This window comes from Streptomyces turgidiscabies Car8 (assembly GCF_000331005.1).
GTDB lineage: Bacteria > Actinomycetota > Actinomycetes > Streptomycetales > Streptomycetaceae > Streptomyces > Streptomyces turgidiscabies.
The window spans coordinates 1-19515 of the sequence record NZ_AEJB01000056.1; the positions used below are offsets into that span (position 1 = coordinate 1).

General features: G+C 70.2%; 17 protein-coding genes and 1 tRNA gene. 10 read left to right on the forward strand and 8 right to left on the reverse strand.

Features of this window, described 5'->3' with window-relative positions:
- Positions 1–36: 36 nt before the first annotated feature.
- Positions 37–1008 (reverse strand): 2-dehydropantoate 2-reductase, encoded by a 972-nt coding sequence (locus STRTUCAR8_RS03695; protein WP_006374085.1) that lies wholly within the window; start codon positions 1006–1008, stop codon positions 37–39.
- A 233-nt stretch (positions 1009–1241) separates the two neighbouring features.
- Between STRTUCAR8_RS03695 and STRTUCAR8_RS03700 the strand changes: the two genes are divergently transcribed.
- The 3 genes from STRTUCAR8_RS03700 to STRTUCAR8_RS03710 all read left to right on the forward strand — a co-directional run bounded on the left by STRTUCAR8_RS03700 (position 1242) and on the right by STRTUCAR8_RS03710 (position 3128).
- Entirely contained in the window at positions 1242–1919 is a 678-nt protein-coding gene (locus STRTUCAR8_RS03700; RefSeq protein WP_179200502.1) for a GntR family transcriptional regulator, read from the forward strand.
- 131 nt (positions 1920–2050) lie between these two features.
- Positions 2051–2135, forward strand: a tRNA-Leu gene (locus tag STRTUCAR8_RS03705).
- Positions 2136–2291: 156 nt separating this feature from the next.
- Positions 2292–3128, forward strand: a complete 837-nt coding sequence (locus STRTUCAR8_RS03710; protein ID WP_006374084.1) for a DUF429 domain-containing protein — start codon at positions 2292–2294, stop codon at positions 3126–3128.
- Positions 3129–3272: 144 nt separating this feature from the next.
- Here the strand turns inward: STRTUCAR8_RS03710 and sthA are convergent, their stop codons facing one another.
- The 3 genes from sthA to STRTUCAR8_RS03730 all read right to left on the reverse strand — a co-directional run bounded on the left by sthA (position 3273) and on the right by STRTUCAR8_RS03730 (position 6899).
- Positions 3273–4676, reverse strand: coding sequence for a Si-specific NAD(P)(+) transhydrogenase (gene sthA, locus STRTUCAR8_RS03715; RefSeq protein ID WP_006374081.1), 1404 nt, complete (start codon positions 4674–4676; stop codon positions 3273–3275).
- Between the two features lie 71 nt (positions 4677–4747).
- Positions 4748–6124: a YhgE/Pip domain-containing protein gene (locus tag STRTUCAR8_RS03720; RefSeq protein ID WP_006374095.1), complete on the reverse strand. Its 1377-nt coding sequence runs from the start codon at positions 6122–6124 to the stop codon at positions 4748–4750.
- Positions 6125–6314: 190 nt separating this feature from the next.
- On the reverse strand, positions 6315–6899 hold the full coding sequence (locus tag STRTUCAR8_RS03730; RefSeq protein WP_006374091.1) for a TetR/AcrR family transcriptional regulator: 585 nt from the start codon (positions 6897–6899) through the stop codon (positions 6315–6317).
- Between the two features lie 261 nt (positions 6900–7160).
- On the opposite strand from STRTUCAR8_RS03730, the gene STRTUCAR8_RS03735 reads away from it, so the two are divergent.
- Positions 7161–8612, forward strand: coding sequence for an MFS transporter (locus tag STRTUCAR8_RS03735; RefSeq protein ID WP_006374096.1), 1452 nt, complete (start codon positions 7161–7163; stop codon positions 8610–8612).
- A gap of 12 nt (positions 8613–8624) precedes the next feature.
- Here the strand turns inward: STRTUCAR8_RS03735 and STRTUCAR8_RS03740 are convergent, their stop codons facing one another.
- Positions 8625–9083, reverse strand: a complete 459-nt coding sequence (locus tag STRTUCAR8_RS03740; RefSeq protein ID WP_006374080.1) for a MarR family winged helix-turn-helix transcriptional regulator — start codon at positions 9081–9083, stop codon at positions 8625–8627.
- 242 nt (positions 9084–9325) lie between these two features.
- Here STRTUCAR8_RS03740 and STRTUCAR8_RS03745 point away from each other — a divergent pair, with 242 nt between their 5' ends.
- Positions 9326–10288 carry an alpha/beta hydrolase gene (locus tag STRTUCAR8_RS03745; RefSeq protein WP_006374082.1) on the forward strand — a complete coding sequence of 321 codons (963 nt, stop codon included), beginning with the start codon at positions 9326–9328 and terminating at the stop codon, positions 10286–10288.
- A gap of 30 nt (positions 10289–10318) precedes the next feature.
- Here STRTUCAR8_RS03745 and STRTUCAR8_RS03750 read toward each other — a convergent pair whose 3' ends face one another.
- From STRTUCAR8_RS03750 to STRTUCAR8_RS03760, 3 genes are all read right to left on the reverse strand, one after another.
- Complete coding sequence (locus STRTUCAR8_RS03750) at positions 10319–11323, reverse strand: RNA polymerase sigma factor (RefSeq protein ID WP_006374087.1); 1005 nt, start codon at positions 11321–11323, stop codon at positions 10319–10321.
- Positions 11324–11529: 206 nt separating this feature from the next.
- Positions 11530–11922: an SCO5389 family protein gene (locus STRTUCAR8_RS03755; protein ID WP_006374088.1), complete on the reverse strand. Its 393-nt coding sequence runs from the start codon at positions 11920–11922 to the stop codon at positions 11530–11532.
- Between the two features lie 116 nt (positions 11923–12038).
- Entirely contained in the window at positions 12039–12989 is a 951-nt protein-coding gene (locus STRTUCAR8_RS03760; RefSeq protein ID WP_006374093.1) for an ATP-binding protein, read from the reverse strand.
- Between the two features lie 167 nt (positions 12990–13156).
- Here STRTUCAR8_RS03760 and STRTUCAR8_RS03765 point away from each other — a divergent pair, with 167 nt between their 5' ends.
- The 5 genes from STRTUCAR8_RS03765 (at position 13157) to STRTUCAR8_RS03785 (ending at position 19499) form a co-directional block, all read left to right on the forward strand.
- A complete protein-coding gene (locus STRTUCAR8_RS03765; RefSeq protein WP_078507103.1) occupies positions 13157–13705 on the forward strand; it encodes a GNAT family N-acetyltransferase in 549 nt (182 codons plus the stop codon).
- A gap of 166 nt (positions 13706–13871) precedes the next feature.
- Positions 13872–15377 carry an ABC transporter substrate-binding protein gene (locus STRTUCAR8_RS03770; RefSeq protein ID WP_006374089.1) on the forward strand — a complete coding sequence of 502 codons (1506 nt, stop codon included), beginning with the start codon at positions 13872–13874 and terminating at the stop codon, positions 15375–15377.
- A gap of 4 nt (positions 15378–15381) precedes the next feature.
- Positions 15382–17145 carry an ABC transporter permease subunit gene (locus tag STRTUCAR8_RS03775; protein WP_006374086.1) on the forward strand — a complete coding sequence of 588 codons (1764 nt, stop codon included), beginning with the start codon at positions 15382–15384 and terminating at the stop codon, positions 17143–17145.
- A gap of 44 nt (positions 17146–17189) precedes the next feature.
- A complete protein-coding gene (locus STRTUCAR8_RS03780; RefSeq protein ID WP_100247485.1) occupies positions 17190–18374 on the forward strand; it encodes an MDR family MFS transporter in 1185 nt (394 codons plus the stop codon).
- Between the two features lie 213 nt (positions 18375–18587).
- On the forward strand, positions 18588–19499 hold the full coding sequence (locus STRTUCAR8_RS03785; protein WP_006374094.1) for a UTP--glucose-1-phosphate uridylyltransferase: 912 nt from the start codon (positions 18588–18590) through the stop codon (positions 19497–19499).
- Positions 19500–19515: the final 16 nt, after the last annotated feature.

Here is a 19515-nt window from a genome sequence, read left to right on the forward strand (position 1 = left end):
CTGTCGACCGACCATGCCTCGACCGCTACTCCGGCATCATGCGGCGGTCCCCAGGGCGAGGAGGTCGCTGATGGCGTGGACGGTCCGGAGTGTGGGGACGTCCACGCCGGTGATGTCGGCGAGTTCGATGACGGCGGTCAGGAGGACGTCGAGTTCGAGGGGCTTGCCTCGTTCGAGGTCCTGGAGGGTGGAAGTGCGATGGTCACCCACGCGTTCGGCGCCGGCCAGGCGGCGTTCGATGGAGATGCCGATGCGGCAGTTGAGCGCTTCGGCCACGGCGAGGGTCTCTTCCATCATGGTCCGGATGACCTGACGGGTACCGCCGTGGTGGCACATCTGGCGCATGGTGGCGCGGGCGAGCGCGCTGATGGGGTTGAAGGAGATGTTGCCGAGGAGTTTGAGCCAGATGTCGTTGCGGAGATCGGGCTCGACGGGGCATTTCAGCCCGCCGGCCTGCATGGCCTCGCTGAAGGCCTGGCAGCGCGGGGAAAGGGTGCGGTCCGGTTCGCCGACGGAGAACCGGGTCCCCTCCAGGTGCCTGACGACGCCCGGCCCTTCCAGCTCGGTCGCCGCGTACACGACGCAGCCGATGGCCCGCTCCGGCGCGAGCACCGCACTGACCGCGCCGCCGGGGTCCACACTCTCGATGCGCTGGCCGTCGTGAGGTCCGCCGTGGTGGTGGAAGTACCACCACGGGATGCCGTTCTGGGCGGCGATGACGGCGGTGGACTCGTGGAGCAGCGGCTCGATGAGCGGCCCGCACGCCGCGTACGAGTTTGCCTTGAGCCCGAGAAAGACGTAGTCGACGGGGCCGATGTCGGCGGGGTTGTCGGTGGCGTGGGCATGGGCGGTGAAATCACCGCGTGGGCTGAGCACCCGTACGCCGTCTCGCCTCATGGCCGCGAGGTGCGGTCCACGGGCGACGAGGTGGACGTCGGCGCCTGCTTGGTGCAGGGCGGCGCCGACGTAGGCGCCGATGGCTCCGGCGCCGAGGATGGCGACTTTCACTGGTGGCGCTCCGTTCGGTCGAGGGTGTACCGCGGAACTGTCGAAAAGTGTCGACGAAATATTGTCTACAGGATGGAGTTGCTGGCAGCAAGGGTTTGGGCCCGGGCCCGCGCGGCCACCCGTGCGGCGTGAGCTGGGTTTCCGGGCCTTTGTGCGCCGTAGACTGTAGGCGAAAGCCAATTCATACTTGGCTCTCACACGCGTGGCGACGACGCTGCGGAGGAGGGGCTGTGATGTTGTCGACGACAGGACTGCCGCAGGGCGCGGTGCCGAAGCTCGAACGCCCCGGCCCGTTGCGTGACCGGGTGTACGAGGCCCTGCTCGAACTGATCACGACCCGTGCCCTGCAGCCCGGGCAGCATCTCGTCGAGAGTGAACTCGCCGGGCATCTCGGGGTCTCACGGCAGCCGGTGCGCGAGGCGCTCCAGCGGCTGAACACGGATGGCTGGGTAGATCTGCGGCCCGCGCAGGGCGCCTTCGTACACGAACCGACCGAGGCGGAGGCGGACCAACTCCTCACCGTACGCACCCTGCTGGAGGCCGAGGCGGCCCGGCTCGCGGCGGCCAACGCGGGCGCCTCGGCCATCGCGGTGCTGGAGGAGATGTGCGCCGAGGGTGAGCGCGCGGTCGCCGACGACGACGTGGACGCCGCGGTCGCCATGAACGCCCGGCTCCACGCGAAGATCATGGAGCTGGCCGGCAACACGGTCCTCGCCGAACTGGCGGCACAGGTCGACCGCCGGGTGCGCTGGTACTACACGCCGGTCGCCCGGCAGCGCGGCCGGCAGTCCTGGATCGAGCACCGCGACCTGATAGCGGCGATCGCGGACCGCGATGAGCGGCGCGCGACCGAGGTCATGCGGGCCCACACGGAACACACGCGGAAGATGTACCACGAACGGGAGAAGTAGCCCCGGACCTGGGACATCCCGTAGCCGCCCGGTCGCTCGCGGTGAGAGATATGCAGGTGAAAGCCAGTCCGAAAGCTTGGTATCGTTGGTCATGTCGCCGCAGGGAACACCCCTGAAGCGACAGACACCTGGTCCGGGTGGCGGAATGGCAGACGCGCTAGCTTGAGGTGCTAGTGCCCTTTATCGGGCGTGGGGGTTCAAGTCCCCCCTCGGACACATGTAAGGGACGTTCGCGGAGCGTCCTGAGCCTTCACGAACTACCGGTCGAGTCAATGTACTCGCCGGTATTTCGTCGTTTCTGGGGCTTTCGCCATCGGTGAAGAAGAGCGCACCCGGTCACGTCGGTGGCGGGCTCTCTGGTACTACCGACACATGGGGATTGAGCGGTTCATCGGTATCGACCTCGCCTGGGCGCTGGGCGGAACCGGTACCAAGCCCAACGAGACCGGCGTAGCTGCCGTCGACGGGCATGGCGTGGTGATCGACTGCGGCTGGACGTCAGGGCTCGAAGGGACGATGTCGTGGCTTGCCAGGACGGTCGTCGACGGATCGACCCTCGCCTTTGTCGACGCGCCGCTGGTCGTCGACAATCCGGCCGGACAGCGGCTGTGCGAGCGGGAGGTCGGCCGGAGGTACGGCCGTTGGAAGGTGAGCGCGAACAGCACCAACCAGAGTTCACCCCGCCAGGCCGGCGTTCTCCTGCGGGAAAGGCTTCAGCAGTCCGGTTGGGTCTACGACGACGGCAGGGGTGGTCCGCCGGCGGGCGGCCTGGTCATGTCCGAGTGCTATCCGTACACAACCCTGGTCGGGGCCTCGGAGTTTGGCTACGACCAGGAACGCCCCACCTACAAGCGCCGACCCGCGCGAGTGCCGACGGCGCAGTGGCGAGCGGTCCGGGCGGAGGAGTGCGACAAGCTGATCGCGCGCATGGCGGGCCTGGCCGCCGCCGATCCGCCTCTGCTCCTCTCCTCGCATCCGGTGTCCCGTCGACTGCTCGACGAGCCCTCGCCCCAGCGGGCTGTCGACTACAAGCATCGTGAAGATCTCATCGACGCTCTGCTCTGCGCGTGGACGGCCGCACTGTGGTCCCGGCACGGCCTGACGCGCTGCCAAGTCCTGGGGGCGGACAGCCTCGTACCCCTCGGATGTGCTCCCACCATCATCGCGCCGGCTCGCCCCGAACAACGGCGTGGCAGCGCGGCGAGCTGACCGAAGGGAGCACAGCCGTTCACCGTGGCCAGAGTTCTCTACGGTCGGTGGGACGGCTGGACCTCGTTCGTGCGGTACGCCGTGCACGGCTGAGCCTCTCAGGGAAGCCCAGCCGTACTCGGCGTCTCGGCGCTACGACGTTGTTCAGTCCCGCAACCTGTCGATCTGGCGCAGCTTGTTCGTCGCGTCCAGGGCTGCCACCTTGTAGGACTCCGCGAGCGTCGGGTAGTTGAAGACCGCGTTGACCAGGTAGTCGACCGTGCCTCCGCAGCCCATCACGGACTGGCCGATGTGGATCAGTTCGGTCGCTCCGGTGCCGAAGCAGTGGACGCCGAGGAGTTTGCGGGTCTCCGGGCAGACCAGCAGCTTGAGCATGCCGTGGGAGTCGCCGATGATCTGGCCCCGGGCCAGTTCGCGGTAGCGGGAAATGCCCACCTCGAACGGGATGCTCTCCTCGGTGAGTTGGTCCTCCGTCCGGCCGATGAAGCTGATCTCGGGGATGGTGTAGATGCCGATGGGCTGGAGGTTGTGCATTCCGTCGACCGGCTCGCCGCACGCGTGGTACGCCGCCGCCCTGCCCTGTTCCATCGAGGTCGCGGCGAGGGCCGGGAAGCCGATGACGTCGCCGACGGCGTAGATGTGCGGCACCTCGGTGCGGTAGTGCTCGTCGACCGTGATCCGGCCACGCCGGTCGGCGGACAAGCCGGCCTTGTCGAGGTCGAGTTCGTCGGTGAGGCCCTGTCGGCCCGCCGAGTACATCACGGCGTCCGCGGGGATCTTCTTGCCGCTCTCCAGGACGGTGAGGGTGCCCCGGGAGTGACGTTCCACCGCCGCGACCGTCTCCCCGAACCGGAAGGTGACCGCCAGGTCCCGCAGGTGGTACTTCAGCGACTCGATCACCTCGACGTCGCACATGTCGAGCATCCCGGCCCGCTTCTCGACCACCGTGATCTTGCTGCCCAGCGCCGCGAACATGGAGGCGTACTCCATGCCGATCACCCCGGCACCCACGATGACCATGGAACGCGGCACGCCTTCGAGGTTGAGCACATTGTCGGAGTCCATGATCGTGCGTTCGTCGAACTCGACGGTGTCCGGCCGGGCCGGCCGGGTCCCCGTGGCGATGACGATGTGCTCGGCAGTCAACAGCCGTTCGTTGCCGGTCACTTCGTGCAGTGCCACGGTGTGGCCGTCGACGAAGCGGCCGGTGCCGGCGAACAGGGAGACGTGGTTGCGGGACAGCTGGCTGCGGATGACGTCGACCTCGCGACTGACCACGTGCGAGGTGCGCGCGGTCAGGTCGGCGACGGTGATGTCCTCCTTGAGGCGGTAGCTCTGGCCGTAGAGATCGCGCTGGGTGAGGCCGGTGAGGTAGAGCACCGCCTCGCGCAGCGTCTTGGAGGGGATGGTGCCGGTGTGGATGGAGACCCCACCGACCATGTCGGGGCGGTCGATGACGGCGACCCGGCGGCCGAGCTTGGCCGCCGCGATGGCAGCCTTCTGGCCGCCCGGGCCGGATCCTATGACAAGCATGTCGAAGTCGGGCACCCTGGTGAGTCTGTCAGCCGGAGGCCGCCGCCCGGAAGGGTGAACGGGCAACGTCTGGCGTCCGGTTCGACCTAGGAAGGCCGCGGAGTGAGGCGCTTGAGACCCTTGCGGTCGTAGTAGCGGGCCATCGCGAAGCCGAAGAGCAGCGCGAGTACGACGCCGATCGCGATCATGATCCAGGCGCGGGTCAGCCCGGCGTCCCCGCGGGCGTCGAAGTAGAGGATCGCCCGGGCCCCGTCGCCGAGTTGGCGCATGGGCTCGAACACGGACAGGAAGCGGTAGAAGCCCGGGACCGCCTGGAGCGGGACCGTGGCACCGGACGACGGCAGGCCCAGGACGATGAACACGAACATCGACACGAGCTGCCCGATCCCGCCGAACGCCGCGTTGATCGCCTGGACGCCGAGGCCGACGGCGAGGGTGGCGCAGTACGAGTACAGCCAGAGCAGGGGCAGATGGTCGGCGTCCATGCCGAGGATGCCGACGGTGGCGACCATGATCAGGGAGACGCTCAGGAGTGTGATCCCGGCGGTCATGCCCATCTTCAGCAGCAGTGTCTGGGTACGGCTGACGGGCACGGTGGGCCGGCGCGTGTGCCAGGGGCCGATCTCGTTGTCGGCGTAGCCGAGGGAGGTGTCCACACCGTTGCTGATGACGTTGGCGCCCAGGAATCCGGCCAGCACGAGCAGCAGCGTGTAGTAGAAGGTGCTCAGGCCCAGGCCGCTGTGGGTGCCGATGGGGTGACCGACCTGCGGGGTGACGGTGACCGGGTCGGCCAGCAGCAGCTTCGTCGTCGCGCTCGCCCCCTTCGCGCTCGCCGTCAACTGCTTGCCGATGGTCTGTGAGGCCTGGTGCGCGGCCAGCGTGGTGATCTGACTGGCGAGGGACGAACCGAGGCTGCCCTTGCCGGGGTTGGTCAGCACGGTCAGCGCCGGTCGGGCGGTGGCGCTCGTGCCGGTCAGCGCGGCGACCGAGGCGGTGAAGCCGTCGGGTACGACCAGCGCGCCGTAGAGCTTGCCCGAGTCCAGCTCGTCCTGCGCCCGGGCGAGGCTCAGTTCACGCCACTCCGCCTTGTCGCCGTTGGAGGTGTCGGTGGTGATCGCGGTGACGATCTGGGCGCCCAGGTTCTCCTTCTGCCCGGGCAGCGGCGCGCCCCGGTCGGCGTTCACGATGCCGATGGGCAGGTCGTGCAGGTCGCGGTTGGGGCTCACGATGCCGCCCATGTAGAGGAGCGACAGCAACAGCGCGAGCAGCCCGGTCAGGACGGTGGGCAGCAGCCACAGCTTGGGGCGGCCCAGCAACGCGGTCGCGCGTGCCTGCGTACCGACGACGGGGGCCGCAGCGGGTGTGTCGGGTGTATCCGATGAGTTGGACGTACTGGATGTGCCGGTCGTACTCGACGGGCTGTCGGACGGGTCGCTGTTCGATGTGCTGTCGTCGGCTGGCATGGTGCTCCGGTGGCTCCTGGGCGGGACAGGGCGGGCGAGGCGAAACGGGACCGGTTGGGCCTGGGCGGGACTGTACGGACTCGCGTCGTACCGGTCGCACCCGGGTGGTCGCGCCCGTGCGGTCAGGATCGTGTGTACGGCCGCACGGCCGCACGAGCGACTCGCCGAACCGGAGTCGACGAACGTATGACTACGGGGTGACGTGCACGCGAACCCCGTCGAGGGCCACCGCGAGGATGCGGTCACGCTGGGTGTCGTCGAGGAAGTTCGTCGAGGTGATGCCGGCGAGCATGCGTACCAGGTCGTCGAAGCTCATGTCCGTACGCGCCTCCCCGGCCCGCTGCGCCCGCTCGAACAGCGGGCCGCCCGCCTGGTACATCGACTCCCGGCAGGCCAGGAAGATCTCCGACTCGTGGTCGAGGGCCTCTCGGACGGCCCGTTTCGTCACCGTGTAGCCCACGAAGCGGCGCAGCCACGCGGTCAGCGCTTCCCACGGCGGCAGTTCGGCGACGTCCAGCGCGAACCGGCAGAGGGCGTCCACCTCGTCCGCGTAGACGCTCTCGAAGAGATGGCGGCGGGTGGGGAAGTTCCGGTACAGCGTGCCGATGCCGACGCCCGCGCGCCGGGCGATGTCCTCCAGGGAGGCCGCCGAGCCGTGCTCCGCGAACGCCTCGCGTGCGGCGGACAGCAGGGCGTCGTAGTTGCGCGCGGCGTCCTTGCGGTGCGGGCGCTGAGCCGCGACGAAGTCGCTGACGGGGTACGGCTGTGCCGGCACGGATGCCTCCCTGGCCGGGCGGATGCAGGACGAACGCCGGGCCCGATCGAAACGGATGCGAGCCTCCGCTCTTGAAGCGGAGGTGCGCCTCCGGTAGAGTGGAGGCGCACCTCCACTTTAGCAGTCGGGGTGCGTTCCCCCTGCGACGCGTCGGCACGTATACAGCCGAGCGCCTCGCCGACGTGCGCGAACGCGCACCCGTGCCCGTGCTCGTTCCCGTACCCCTCAAGGCTCCGCCATCTCTGTTCGGAGATTTCTGCCATGCCCCGCAAGTCCACTCGCGCCACCCGTCTCACCTTCGCCGTCCTCGCGACCGGTGCCGGTGTGTTCTCCATGCTCCAGTCGCTGATCGCGCCGGCCCTGCCGACGGTTCAGCAGGCCCTGGACACCTCGCAGTCCACGGCGACCTGGGTGATGACGGCCTTCCTGCTGTCCGCCTCGGTCTTCACCCCGATCCTCGGCCGGGTCGGCGACCTGATCGGCAAGAAACGCACGCTGGTCGCCGTGCTCGTGGTGGTGACCCTCAGCTGTCTGCTCGCCGCGCTCGCGCCGAACATCGGCGTACTGATCTTCGCCCGGGTCCTCCAGGGCGCCGGCGGTGCGCTGTTCCCGCTGTCGTTCGGCATCATCCGCGACGAGTTCCCGCCGGGTGAGGTGAGCGGAAGCATCAGCAACCTGTCCGCCGTCATCGCCGCCGGCGGAGGTGTCGGCATGGTGGCCGCCGGGCCCATCGTGGACGCACTCGGCTTCCGCTGGCTCTTCTGGCTGCCCGTCGGCGTCGTCGCCGTCACCACGCTCATCGCCCTGCGCTATGTTCCCGAGTCGCCCAACAGGGCTGTGGGAAGCGTCAGTTGGCTCGGCGCCGTACTGCTGTCGGGCTGGCTGGTCGCCCTGCTGCTGCCGCTCAGTCAGGCGACGCGCTGGGGCTGGGGCTCAGGGCGGACCGTCGGCCTGTTCGCCGCTGCCGTACTGCTGTTCGTGCTCTGGCTGTTCACCGAAGCGCGGTCCCGCACCCCGCTCATCGACCTGAAGATCATGAGCCTGCCCGCCGTGCGGACGACGAACACGGCCGCGCTGCTCTTCGGTGCGGGCATGTACTCGATCTGGTCCTTCCTCCCCGGCTTCGTCCAGACGCCCCGCTCCGCCGGGTACGGCTTCGGCGCGAGCGTCACCTCCGCCGGACTGCTCATGCTGCCGATGCTGGTCGCGATGTTCCTCTCGGGCGTGCTGAGCGGCCGGCTGGAGCCGGTCCTGGGCGCCAAGAAGCTGCTCACGGCCGGCGCCGCGCTCGGCGCTCTCGCCTGTGGGTTCCTCACCTTCTGGCATGACGAGCAGTGGCAGATCGCCCTGGTCGCAGGCGTGTTCGGCCTCGGTATCGGACTGGCCTTCGCCTCGATGGCCAACCTGATCGTCGGCAGCGTCCCGCCCGAACAGACCGGCGCGGCGACCGGTATGAACGCCAACGTCCGCACCATCGGCGGCTCCGTCGGGGCGGCGCTGACCAGCATCCTGGTGACGGGCAGCGTCCAGTCGTCGGGTCTGCCGTACGAATCCGGCTACACCCAGGCCTTCGCGCTGCTCTCCCTGCTCTGTCTGGCCGCCGCGCTGGCCGCCCTCCTCGTACCGGCCGCCCGTGGCGCCAAGCCCCTCGGTGTCGCCCGGGCCGCTGCGGAGACGTCACCCGCACTGCCCGAGACCGCGGCCCGGAGCTGACCGGCGACAGGGCTAGCTGCTGCTCACGTTGACCGTGAGCAGCCGGAGCAACTGCTTGGCCAGCGCGTCCTGCTCCTGCGTCAGGCCCATCGCGTCGCCGATGGCCACCGGAACCGTGTGGGCCCGGTCGCGCATGGCGGCCCCGGCCTCGGTGAGGCGGAGGGCGACCGAGCGCTCGTCCTCCGCCCGCCGCTCGCGGCGCAGCAGGCCGTTGCCCTCCAGGCGCTTCAGCAGCGGGGAGAGGGTGCTGGACTCCAGTTGCAGGGCGTGACCGAGGTCCCGTACGGAGATCGAGTCCTGCTCCCACAGCGCCAGCATCACCAGGTACTGCGGATAGGTCAGGCCCAGCTCGTCCAGCAGTGGCCGGTAGCGGGCGGTGACCGCCCGGGAGGCCGCGTAGAGGGCGAAGCAGAGCTGATCGTCGAGAAGCAGGGAGCCCTCCTGCGGCGGTTCACTTCCGGCTGCGCTCACGGTGCGACTCCTGATCTCCGGTGTTTCTGCTGGTCTCTGCCTGTTTCGTGCCGAACGGGCGCTCGGTACGACGATCTCAGCCTACCGTTCACGTCCCCTCGATTCTATTGAGAGCGAATTAATCGAGTGCGAATAAGTTGTGCACGACTTAATCGAGCGCTACTCTTCCGGTGTGTCGCCGCTCCCCAGCGAAAACCGCAGGTGGAGTCGGTCCGACCGGCACCCGATCCGAGGAGATCACCATGACCGACACCGTCCGCCCCGTTCTCGAACCCGCCGCCGCTGCCTTCGCCGAGGCGACCGCGAACCCGCCGTATCTCTTCGACCTCGGTCCGGCCGAGGGCCGCAAGGCGGTCGACGAGGCGCAGTCGGGCGAGATCGCCAAGCCCGCCGTGGACGAGGAGTGGATCACCGTCACCGGCGGCCCCACCGGCGAGGTCCGGGCACGGATCGTCCGGCCGGCCGGGGTCAGGGGTGTGCTGCCGGTGATCGTCTACATCCACGGCGCGGGCTGGGTCTTCGGCAACGCCCACACCCATGACCGTCTGGTGCGTGAACTGGCTGTCGGAGCCCGGGCCGCGGTCGTGTTCCCCGAGTACGACCTCTCGCCGGAGGCCCGCTACCCGGTCGCCATCGAGCAGAACTACGCCGTCGCCCGCTGGATCGTCTCCGACGGCGCCGACCACCACCTGGACGCGACCCGGATGGCGGTTGCCGGCGACTCCGTCGGCGGCAACATGGCTGCCGCGCTGACGCTGATGGCCAAGGAGCGCGGCGACGTGCCTCTGGTGCAGCAGGTCCTCTTCTACCCGGTGACCGACGCCGCCTTCGACACCGGCTCCTACCACCAGTTCGCCGAGGGCTACTTCCTGCGCCGGGACGCCATGGAGTGGTTCTGGGACCAGTACACGACCGACGAGTCCGAGCGCGCCCAGGTCACCGCGTCCCCGCTGCGCGCCACCACCGGTCAACTCACCGGACTGCCGCCGGCGTTGGTCATCACCGCCGAGGCCGACGTGCTGCGCGACGAGGGCGAGGCGTACGCGAACAGGCTCCGCGAGGCCGGCGTACCCGTCACGGCCGTCCGCTGTCAGGGCGTCATCCACGACTTCGTGATGCTCAACGCCCTGCGTGAGACCCAGGCCGCCGAGGCCGCCATCAGTCAGGCGATCGGCACCCTCCGTACGGCACTCGGCACCGCCTGACCGGAACGACCCACAGGGGAGCCGGCCCGGTCACATGGCGTCGAGGTAGTCCCTCAGGACCTGGGAGCGGGACGGGTGGCGCAGCTTGGACATCGTCTTGGACTCGATCTGGCGGATGCGTTCGCGGGTCACGCCGTACACCTGGCCGATCTCCTCCAGGGTTCTGCTCCGGCCGCCGAACAGGCCGTAGCGCAGGGAGATGATTCCGGCTTCTCGCGGGGTCATCTCCGCGAGGATGGACTGGATGGTCTCCTGGAGGAGCAGGAAGGTGACCATCTGCGTGGGGGTGACGCTGTCCCTGTCCTCGATCAGGTCGCCGAACTCGCCGTCGCCGTCCTCGCCGAGGGCGGTGTGCAGCGAGACGGGCTCCCTGGTGTACGCGGCGAGTTCGGGCAGCCGCTCCACGGGAACCCCCGCCTTGTCCGCCAGTTCCGCCGGCGTGGGTTCCGTCCCGAAGTCCTGGATCAGCTCGCGGCGGGTGCGGGCCACCCGGTTGATGACCTCCACCAGATGCACGGGGATACGGATGGTCCGGCCCTGGTCGGCGAGCGCGCGGGAGATCGCCTGCCGGATCCACCAGGTCGCGTACGTCGAGAACTTGAAGCCCTTGGTGTAGTCGAACTTCTCGACGGCCCTGATCAGGCCCGTGTTGCCCTCCTGGACCAGGTCCAGGAACAGCAGTCCGCGGCCCGTGTAGCGCTTGGCGACGGAGACGACCAGGCGGAGGTTCGCCTCGATGAGGTGGGACTTGGCGCGCTCCGTGTCCTCGGCGAGGATCTTCAACTCCCCTCGGCGGACGGGGTCCTCGGGCGGGTCGTCCAGCAGCTTGTGCTCCGCGTACAGTCCGGCCTCGATCCGTTTCGCGAGGTCGACCTCCTGTTCGGCGCTGAGGAGCCGGACCCGGGCGATGAGCCGGAGGTAGTCCCGCACCTGGTCGACCGAGCCTCCCGTGGTGGTCAGCCGGGGGAGGGGAGCATCGCTCTCGTCCTCGGTGGCCGGGTCGAACACGTCGGTCACCTCGGTATCGGTCGCCATCGTGCTCACTTCCTCTCCAGGAGTGCACGCGGGAACGTCCCTGTAGGAGAACGAGGCACGACCCCCGCGTGTTCCGGAGTCCCACGGGCAATCACCCGGCCGCTGCCGGGCCACCCCTCGGGCGCACCGCCTGTGCCCTGGTGATTCCCCGGAGATTCCGGTTTCCCCTGTACCCGGGGAATCACCATCGGGCGTGGGCCCGGGCGTCAGCAGTCGCGGAACTCCGGCGACTGGTTGAGGATCTGCGAGCGCAGCGAGGTGAAGCGGGCGTAGGTCGCGCCGTTCTGTGCGCCGGGGTGGAAGGCCGCGACCCGGTGGCAGTTCTGGAAGGCGAGCGCGACGCCGAAGTGCCGTTCCAGGCTGCTCCGGATCGCGTCACTGGCCAGCGCCCGCAGCAGCTGACCGCGCTCCTTCTCGGAGGGCGGCGGGGTCTGGTTGTCGGCGAACTCGGCTGTGCCGGCCTGGAGTTCGGAGGTGAGGTCGGCGATGAGCTGATAGGCGTAGGGGAGCGAGGTGCGGACGGTTTCGACGAAGTCGTCCTCACGGATGTCACCCTGCTCGGCTTCGGCGAGGAGCTGGGGGGAGACGTCGAGCGACATGTGTGGGTGTCCTGTTCTCTGGTCTTTGTGCGTTCGTGCGTTCGTGCGGTTGTTCGTCTGTGCGGTCGGGCGTCCTACGTTCCTGCTTGTTCTGCGGTCGTGCGACCGAGGTCGGATCAGGCGAGCGCGGCAGGTCCGTGTTCGAACTCCGGGTCCACCTGCTCGGCCAGGTTCAGGCCCGTCGCCCGGTCCGCCCACGCCCGGGCGTTGCGCAGATGGAACTCGACGGCGTGCCGCTGGAAGGTGGCCCAGTCCTTGGGGCGGGCGTCGACGGCCTCCCGGAGCAGGTTCAGCGCGTGCAGGTTCTGCGGCTCCAACTCGCCCTGATCGCGGCCCTGTTCGGCGGCGCGCACCCAACTGGACTGGACGAGGTGGGTGAGCAGGTCGTCGCCGGTCTCCTCCTTGAGGAAGAGCAGGTCGTCCTCGCCGGTGACCTTGTTGCCGATCACCGCGAGCGGAATCCCGAACTCGCGGGCGTGGTCGCGGTACTGGCGGTAGACGGAGACGCCCTTGCGGGTCGGTTCGGCGACCAGGAACGTCATGTCGAACCGGGTGAACAGTCCGGAGGCGAAGGCGTCGGCCCCGGCGGTCATGTCGACGACGACGTACTCGCCGGGACCGTCGACGAGATGGTTGAGGTAGAGCTCCACCGCGCCCAGCTTGGAGTGGTAGCAGGCCACGCCCAGGTCGCTCTCCTCGAAGGCGCCGGTCGCCATCAGCGGTACGCCGCCCACCCGTTCGACGTGCCGGGTGTGGATCTCGTCGTCACCGAGCGGGCGCAGCAGCCGTGAGCCCCGGCCGGCCGGGGTCGTCTTGACCATCGCCTCGCGCGACGCCACGCGCGGGTTGGTGCCGCGCAGATAGTCCTTGATGTCACCGAGGTGGGCACTGAGCGGGGGCGCGGCGAAGGCCTCACCGCCGACCGGGTCGAGCGCCTCGGCCAGATGCTGGTTGATGTCGCCGTCGATGGCGACCACGGGCGCGCCGGAGCGTGCGAGATGGCGGGCGAACAGGGCGGACAGCGTGGTCTTGCCACTGCCGCCCTTGCCGACGAACGCGACGCGCATTACCTGGCCGCTCCTCGTTCTTTACGAGCGGTTTTGAAAATGAATGTCATGTGGCAAGTTTTTATGCGGCCCGGGACTCTGTCAAATCGCCTCGCCCTCAACTGGACTGCATCGATGTGGAGTTGGCGACTATTTGTTCGATCAAATTAAATGCATATGATGTGCAGGTGCGTGACTACTGCATCAGGGCTGCGTCCCCCGGCGACCTCGACGGCGCGCGAGCCGTCATGCTCGACACCGTCTACCGCGACTTCGGGACGGGCTACGTGCCCCGCTGGCACGGCGACATCATCGACCCGGCGTCCGCATATCTGACGCCCGTCCGCCATACCCTCCTGGTCGCGGTCGACGAGCTCGACGCGAGCGTCGTGGCCACCGCCGCGCTCGACTCGCGCGGCCCCCTCCACCCGCCGAACCCGCGGCATGTCGCCGAGCGCTACCCCTCGGGCGTCACCGCGCAGTTGCGCCGGGTGTACGTCCGCCCCGAGCACCGCAGGCGTGGTCTGGCCCGGCGGCTCGTGACCGAACTGCTGGCCTTCGCGGCGGCCGACGGCGCCTATCGCGCCGTGTATCTGCACACGGACCCGGCCGTGACCGGCGCGGAGGGTTTCTGGCGGTCGCTGGGCAAGGTCGTGCACGACGAGCGCGAGGGTGCGGGAGTGGGTGCGGGTGGCGGGCAGAGTGTCGTGCACTTCGAGGTTCCGCTACCTCGGTGATGGGCGGAGGCGGGTGTGGGTGGGTGCGGGCGGGCGGTGATCGCCGGTGGGTCGACCCGGGGTGGCTATTGGAAATGATTATCAGATAGGCTCCCGTTTCTGTGCGGCCCTCATCCGCGCCACTCCGTCCCACCCCCATCCCATCCCTCTTACGGAACCGAGGACCATGCGCACCCCCCGCCGTCGCCGACTGCTCGTCGGACTGTTGCTCTCCCCGCTGCTCACCGGCTGTTTCGCCTCCGGCGGCGACGACGACAGCGACTCGTCGTCCGACGCCGGGTCCGGCTCCCGGCTGCGGGTCGCCCTCGCCTTCCCGCCCACCGAGAACCTCTCGCCGTACGGTGCCGACGCCACCCTCCTCAGCCGCCTCGGCGTCACCGAGGGGCTGACCGCCCTGGACGCCAACGGCTCCGCCGCGCCCGCGCTCGCCGAGTCCTGGACCCGCGAGGACGACCGCACCTGGCTGTTCACGCTGCGCGAGGCGAGCTTCCAGGACGGCACCGACGTCACCGCGGCCACCGTCGCCGCCGCCCTCACCCGCGCTACCAGGGCCGAGCCCGAGCCGGCCGCCCTCACCGGCGTCACCCTCACCGCGAAGGCCGCCGCCGACGGACGTATATCCGTCACCACCGCCGAGCCCGACCCCGTGCTCCCGCTGCGCCTCTCCAGCCCCGGCCTCGTCGTCCTCGCGCCCAAGGCGTTCGCGAAGAAGGGCGCCGTCGATCCGGTCGGCACCGCCACCGGGCCCTTCGAGCTGACGAAGACCACCGGATCCACCGCGGCGACCCTCGACCGCTTCGACGACTACTGGGGCGGACGCGCCCAGGCCGCCGGGATCGACGCCCGGTTCATCGCCGACGGCACCGCCCGCGCCAACGCCCTGCGCACCGGCGAGGTCGACATCGCCGAGGCGATCCCGGTCGCCCAGGCCGCCTCCCTCGACAAGGCGACCCGCCGCGAGACCGCCACGGCCCGCACCACCTATCTGCACCTCAACACCGCGTCCGGCGTCTTCAAGGACGCGAAACTGCGTGCAGCCGCCCGCGCCGCCGTGGACACCTCCGCCCTCGCCGACGGTGTCTACGAAGGCCACGCCGACGCAGGCCAGGGCATCTACGGCCCCGCACTCACCTGGGCCGAGGGCAAGCGCGTCCAGCCCGCCGGGCGCGCGAAGGCGACGGCGCCCGACGGTACTTCCGTCACCCTGGCCACGTACGACAACCGGCCCGAACTCCCCGAAGCCGCCCAGGTGTTGAAGCAGCAGCTGGAGAAGGCCGGCTTCAAGGTGAAGCTGGAGGTACGGGAGTACTCGCGCCTCGAAGGCGACCTGCTGGCCGGGAAGTTCGATGCCGTCGTCGCCGCCCGCAACACCATGCTCGACTCCGGTGACCCCGTTTCCGTCCTCGCAAGCGACTACACCTGCGACGGCGGCTACAACCTCTCCCTGCTCTGCGACAAGAAGGTGGACCGGGCCGTCGCCAAGGCCGAGGGCGTCGCGGACACCGGCGAGCGCCAGGACGCGGCCATGGCGGCGGAGGCCCTGATCCTCGGGGACGACGCGGTCGTCCCGCTGGTCCACCAGCGGATCATCACCGGCATCGACGCCGACGTACAGGGCGTGCTCCTCGATCCGTACGAGCGCACGCTGGTCGGTACCGGAACGCGGCGCTGACCCCGTGCGGGGACGTGCGGGCACGCTGCTGTGGCGTGCCCTCCTCGCCGCGCTGCTCGTGTGCGGGATCGGCCTGCTGCCCTGGCTGACCCGCACCGACCCGGCGTTCACCGTGCTCAAGGCCCGGTCGGCGGAGCGTGATGCCACCCCGGCCGTACTGGCCGACATCCGGCAGCAACTCGGCCTGGACGTCGGGCCGTTGCGGTTGCTCGGTGACTGGCTCGGCGGGCTGCCGCGCGGGGACGCCGGACGGTCCTGGATCTCCGGTGCCGAGGTCATGCCGGACGTACTGGAGGCGCTCGGCGCCTCGCTGCTGCTGATGGCGGTGGCGCTGGTCATCGCGTTTCTCGTCGCCGCGCTGGTGTGCGCCCGGACGCTGTACGACGGCGGGCGTCGGCGCGGCGGCAGCGGGTCGGCGATGGTCGCCGCGCTGCCCGAGTTCCTCACCGCGTCCGTGCTGGCCACCGTCGTCGGCGTCCAGCTCGGCTGGCTGCCCGCCCTCGGCTGGTACGGACTCCAGTGGACGATCCTGCCCGGCCTCGCCCTCGGCCTCCCCGCCGGCGCGCTCCTGGGGCGGCTCCTCGACGATCTGCTGCCCGGCGCCTTCGCCGAGCCCTGGGCACTGGCCGCCGCCGCACGCGGTATCCCGGCCCGGCGCATCGCGAGCCAGGCGGTACGGCGATGTCTGCCCGCACTGCTCCCCAACGCCGGGCTGTTCGTCGTCGGACTGACCGGCGGCTCGGTCGCCGTCGAGCAGATCTTCGACATCCCCGGCCTCGGCCGCACCGCCCTGCAGGCCGCCATCGCCCAGGACCTGCCCGTCCTCCAGGCGAGCACCCTCGCGCTCGTCCTGCTGGCCGCCCTTGCCGCGGGTGCGACCCGGCTCACCGCCCGGCTGCTCATCGGCCCCGCCCTGCGCGACGGCGGCCTCTCCTCCCTCCACCGGCCCGCGCCGCCCGCCCGCCGCACCCCGCCCTTGCTGTACGCCGGTGCGCTGCTCGGCGTCGTCGCCCTCGGGCTGCCGCGTGACCCGCTCGCGCTGGACACCCGGGACCGGCTCCAACCCCCCTCCTGGGCGCACCCGTTCGGCACGGACGCCCTCGGCCGTGATGTCCTCGCCCGCGTCGGGCACGGCGCCCTCGACACGCTGCTGCTCGCCACCGCGATCAGCGCCGCCGGCCTTTTCATCGGCCTGGTCCTCGGGCTGGTGCCCCGGCTGTCCGGACCGCTCGTCGACACCGTCAACGCGATACCGCCCGTACTCGCCGCCCTGCTGGTCACGGCGGTCGTGGGCAGTGGCGGGGCCACCCCCGCGCTCGCCGTGACCGCCGTCGCATGGGCGCCGCTGGCCGCGCACACCGCCGCCCTGCTGCGCCAGGAACGGGCCACCCTGCACGTCACGGCCACCCGGGGACTCGGCGCCGACCGCTGGTACGTCCTGCGCCACGAACTCCTGCCCGCCGCACTGCCCCCGGTCACCCGGCACGCCCTGCTGCGGCTGCCCGGTGTCGCCCTCGCCCTGGCCGCCCTCGGCTTCCTCGGCCTCGGCGCCCAACCGCCGTCCCCGGAATGGGGGTTGCTCCTCGCCGAGAACCAGCCGTACGCCGAACGCGCTCCCTGGGCGGTCCTCGCCCCGGCCGCCGTACTCGCCCTGCTCGGCGCCCTGGCGGTGACCGCGGCGGGTCTCACCGTCCGGCGACAGCGGGGCAAGCCGGTGCGGGCCACCACCCAACCAAGCCTGGAGAAAAGAGAGTTGGTCTTTCAGTGACCGTCGGCCCCGCACTCGCCGTCGACGACGGGGCGCCCGCCCGGATGCGGCTCTCGCCGCTGCTGCGGCTGCTGATCCTGACCCAACTCGCCTTCAACGTCGGCTTCTTCGCCGTCCTGCCCTTCCTCTCCGAGCACCTGGGGCGCACGATCGGCATGGCGGGGTGGCTCGTCGGATTCGTGCTCGGGCTGCGCACCTTCAGCCAGCAGGGGCTGTTCGTGGTGGGCGGCGCGCTCGCCGACCGGTACGGCATCCGGCCGGTGGTGCTCGCGGGCTGCGCCCTGCGCATCGCCGGCTTCGGCTGGCTCGGTTACGCCGACTCCACCGCGACCGTCATCGGCGCCGTCCTCCTCATCGGCTTCGCCGCCGCGCTGTTCTCGCCCGCCGTCGAGTCCGAGGTCGTCCGGCAGGCGGTGGTCTGGGAGGAGCGGGGCAACGGCTCACGCACCCGGGTTCTCGCGCTGTTCACCGTCGCCGGGCAGGCGGGCGCCTTCGTCGGGCCGCTGCTGGGCGGACTGCTGCTGTCTGTCGACTTCCGGGTGGTCTGTCTCGCGGGCGCCGGAATCTTCGTCCTCGTCCTCGCCGGACACGCCTGGCTGCTCCCGCAGCACATACCCGGCCGGGAGCGCGTACGCGCGAAAGGGGGCGTGCGCGCACTGCTGCGCAACCGTCGATTTCTGGCACTCTGCTGCGCGTACGGCGCCTATCTCCTCGCCTACAACCAGCTGTATCTGGCGCTGCCCGACGAGGTGGAGCGCGCGACGGGCTCACAGACCGCGCTGGCCTGGCTGTTCGCCCTGTCCTCCCTGCTCGTCGTGACCGCCCAACTGCCGGTCACCCGCCTGGTCGGCGACCGGCTCGCCCTGCGCCGCTCCATGGTCGCCGGGATGCTGCTGATCTCCGCCGGGTTCGCGGTGGTGGCGCTGGCCAGGCCCGCAGGGTGGACCGGTATCGCCGGGCTGCTGCCCGCGGCCGGCTTCGTCGTCCTGCTCACCTTCGGCCAGATGCTGGTCGCGCCCGTGGCCCGCGCCTGGGTGCCCGACCTCGCCGAGGAGGGCCGGCTCGGCCTCTACACCGGTGCGCTGTCGTCGGTTTCCGGCCTGATCGTGCTGGTCGGCAGTTCGCTGACCGGCACTCTTCTCGACACCGGCCTGCCTGCGGCCGTTCCGTGGCTGATACTGGCCGCCGTACCCCTGGCGGCGATCGCCGTACTGCCGCGCCGGGCCTGAACCGTGGCCGGGGAAGCACCCCGGGGGTCTGAGCGGCACGGCCGTGGGGCATGCCGCATTGGTAGCGTCACACCATTCGCGCCGACAGGCACGGGTGAGCACCGAGCAGCACCATCGAGCAGTACCACCGAGCAAGATCACGCAACACGACCACGCACAGCGCACCACGACCGCGACCGCGGATACGCGTCGCGCTTTCGTACAGGGGGGCCCATGGCCACGATTCGCAGGGCAGTCATTCCCGCAGCCGGACTGGGGTCCCGGCTGCTGCCGCTCACCAAGGCGACACCGAAGGAGATGCTGCCCGTCGGTGACAAGCCCGTCATCGAGCACACCGTCCGGGAGCTCGTGGCGTCCGGCATCACCGACATCACCATCGTGGTGTCCGGTGACAAGGGGCTGATCCAGGACCACTTCCGGCCCAACCCCGGCCTTGTCGACCAGCTGCGGGCGGACGGCAAGTCGGCGTACGCGGACGCCGTGGAGGAGGTCGGCGAGCTCTCCCGGCTCGGCCACATCACCTACCTCTACCAGCAGGGCCCGTACGGCAACGGCACCCCCGTCCTCAACGCCTCGCGCAACATCGGCGACGAGCCGCTGCTCGTGCTCTGGCCCGACGACGTGTTCGTCGCCGAGGTCCCGCGTGCCCAGCAGCTGATCAGGGCGTACGAGGCGACCAACTCGCCGGTCCTCGCGCTGATGCCGATGGACCCGGGCGACTCGCAGCGCTACGGCGTCCCCGTCGTCAAGGAGGACCTCGACGACGGTCTGCTCCGTATCACCGGCCTGGTCGAGAAACCCCGCCCGCAGGACGCGCCCTCCTCGTACGCGGCCATCGGCGGCTACGTCATCACGCCCGGCATCATCGACGAACTCCGTGACCAGACCAAGCGTTGGTACGACCATCGCACCGGCGAGGTGTACCTCACCGACGCCATCAACGCCTACGCCGCGAGCCGGGCTGTCTACGGCCAGGTGATCCACGGCCGCTGGTACGACACCGGCAACCCGCTCGCCTACCTCACCGCCCAGTTCGCGGCGGCGCTCAACGACCCGGAGTACGGGCCGCATCTGCGCCGCCTGGCGAAGGAACTGGAGGACGAGGAGACCGGCGGGGCCGAATGAACGCCGGTCACCATCC